The organism is Halalkalibacterium halodurans (assembly GCF_004376175.1).
In the GTDB taxonomy this organism is placed as follows: Bacteria; Bacillota; Bacilli; order Bacillales; family Bacillaceae_D; genus Halalkalibacterium; species Halalkalibacterium halodurans.
The window spans coordinates 1-1925 of sequence record NZ_SNUY01000140.1; the positions used below are offsets into that span (position 1 = coordinate 1).

At 47.5% G+C, this 1925-nt stretch carries 2 protein-coding genes; both read left to right on the forward strand.

What is annotated here, in order from left to right; translation table 11 throughout:
* A partial coding sequence (locus E2L07_RS21075; RefSeq protein ID WP_208402102.1) for a hypothetical protein occupies positions 1-223 on the forward strand: 223 nt, incomplete at its 5' end.
* Positions 198-1568 carry a 23S rRNA (uracil(1939)-C(5))-methyltransferase RlmD gene (gene rlmD, locus E2L07_RS20420; protein WP_134230525.1) on the forward strand — a complete coding sequence of 457 codons (1371 nt, stop codon included), beginning with the start codon at positions 198-200 and terminating at the stop codon, positions 1566-1568. The genes E2L07_RS21075 and rlmD, both read left to right, overlap by 26 nt.
* Positions 1569-1925 lie beyond the last annotated feature (357 nt).

The window sequence follows — 1925 nt, forward strand, 5'->3', positions numbered from 1 at the left end:
TTTTCATGTATTTTGCTTAAACCCTACCGCGCTTTCGCTTGGTGGCCTCCTCATCCAAGTAACGGAAATTTCCATTACTTGGATGAGGAGGTTTTTTCTTCTCCCACAAACATTTTACTCATACAATTTAGGATATTTGCCACCGGTTATGGTACAATCATTGACGAATCTACGTGAACGTGAAAAGGACGGGTACCATGAGCAAGCAACAAGCACCAGTTAACAAAAATGATGTAGTCGAAGTAACGATAGAAGATTTGACCCATGACGGGGCAGGCGTTGCAAAGGTAGACGGCTACGCTTTGTTTATCCCGAAGGCCTTACCAGGCGAGCGCCTGAAGGCAAAGGTTGTGAAAGTAAAAAAAGGCTATGGCTTCGGGCGCGTGTTAAACATGATCGAAGCAAGTCCAGATCGGGTCGAGGCGCCATGCCCCGTATTCAATCAGTGCGGCGGCTGCCAGTTCCAGCATATGAGCTATGACGCCCAGCTTCGCTATAAGCAAAAGCAAGTGCAAGACGTATTGGAGCGAATTGGGAAAATCACCGCTGTGACGGTGAGGCCGACGATCGGTATGAATGAACCGTGGCGTTACCGCAACAAAGCACAAGTGCCGGTTGGGGAGCGAGAAGGGGGCTTAATTGCAGGCTTTTATCAAGAACGGAGCCACCGAATCATCGATATGGACGAATGCATGATCCAGCATGAGGAAAACGACAAGGTGATTCGTCAAGTGAAGGAGCTCGCCCGTGAACTTGGGATTCGCGGCTATGACGAGGAAAAGCACCGTGGCACCTTACGTCACGTCGTCGCCCGCTATGGAAAAAACACTGGGGAGATTATGGTTGTTCTCATTACCCGCGGCGAGGAGCTACCTCATAAAAAAACACTGATTGAACGAATTCACACGGCGATCCCTCACGTCAAATCGATCGTTCAAAACGTGAATCCGAAGCGAACCAATGTCATTTTTGGTGATAAAACAAAGGTCCTTTGGGGCGAGGAATACATTTACGACACGATTGGTGACATCAAATTCGCCATTTCCGCACGCTCCTTTTACCAAGTGAATCCCGAGCAGACGAAGGTGTTATACGATCAAGCCCTCGAATTCGCCAACCTGACCGGAAGTGAGACGGTCATTGACGCCTATTGCGGCATCGGCACCATCTCTTTATTTCTCGCACAACAAGCGAAGCATGTTTATGGCGTTGAAATCGTCCCAGAGGCGATCAGCGATGCGAAGCGCAACGCCCGTCTCAACGGCTTCGACAACGTTCAATTCGCTGTCGGTGAAGCAGAAAAAGTCATGCCTTGGTGGTATGCCCAAGGTGTCCGCGCTGACGTCATCGTCGTCGACCCGCCGCGTAAAGGCTGTGACGAAGCTTTATTAAAGACGATCTTGAACATGAAGCCAGACCGCGTCGTCTACGTCTCCTGTAACCCGGCTACCCTCGCTCGCGACCTGCGGGTATTCGAGGATGGCGGGTATGAGACGAAGGACGTACAGCCAGTCGACATGTTCCCGTGGACGACGCACGTGGAGTGTGTGGCGTGGTTATCCCGATAATATTAGGGTTCCTACGCCTTTGTGATTGACCACAGCTTGACCTACTTGTCAGCCGGTGCTGTCAATGATTAATGTGACAATGAATTAAGAGTCTCCTACAATAGGGGGGCTCTTTTGTTATTCAGAATGTTAAACAATTAAACAAAATTATTGTTTTTTCCACTTTTATGTAAAAAGTATGGTAGTGTAGTATTGAAGAAAGATTTTATATTACACTATATATTCTTTATCCTGAATTATTCATACCTCGAACATAAATCAGGGTTTTAGGCCAAAAACGATTAGATTCCCGATCCCTTTGAAAGAATCATGGTTATTTTTCTTCTGAAAAGCATCTTTCTAGAATGAGGAGTGGAA

What these genes read in the sequence shown, in the direction of transcription:
- rlmD (WP_134230525.1), top strand. Translation starts at nt 198, where the DNA reads ATGAGCAAGCAACAAGCACCAGTTAACAAAAATGATGTAGTCGAAGTA.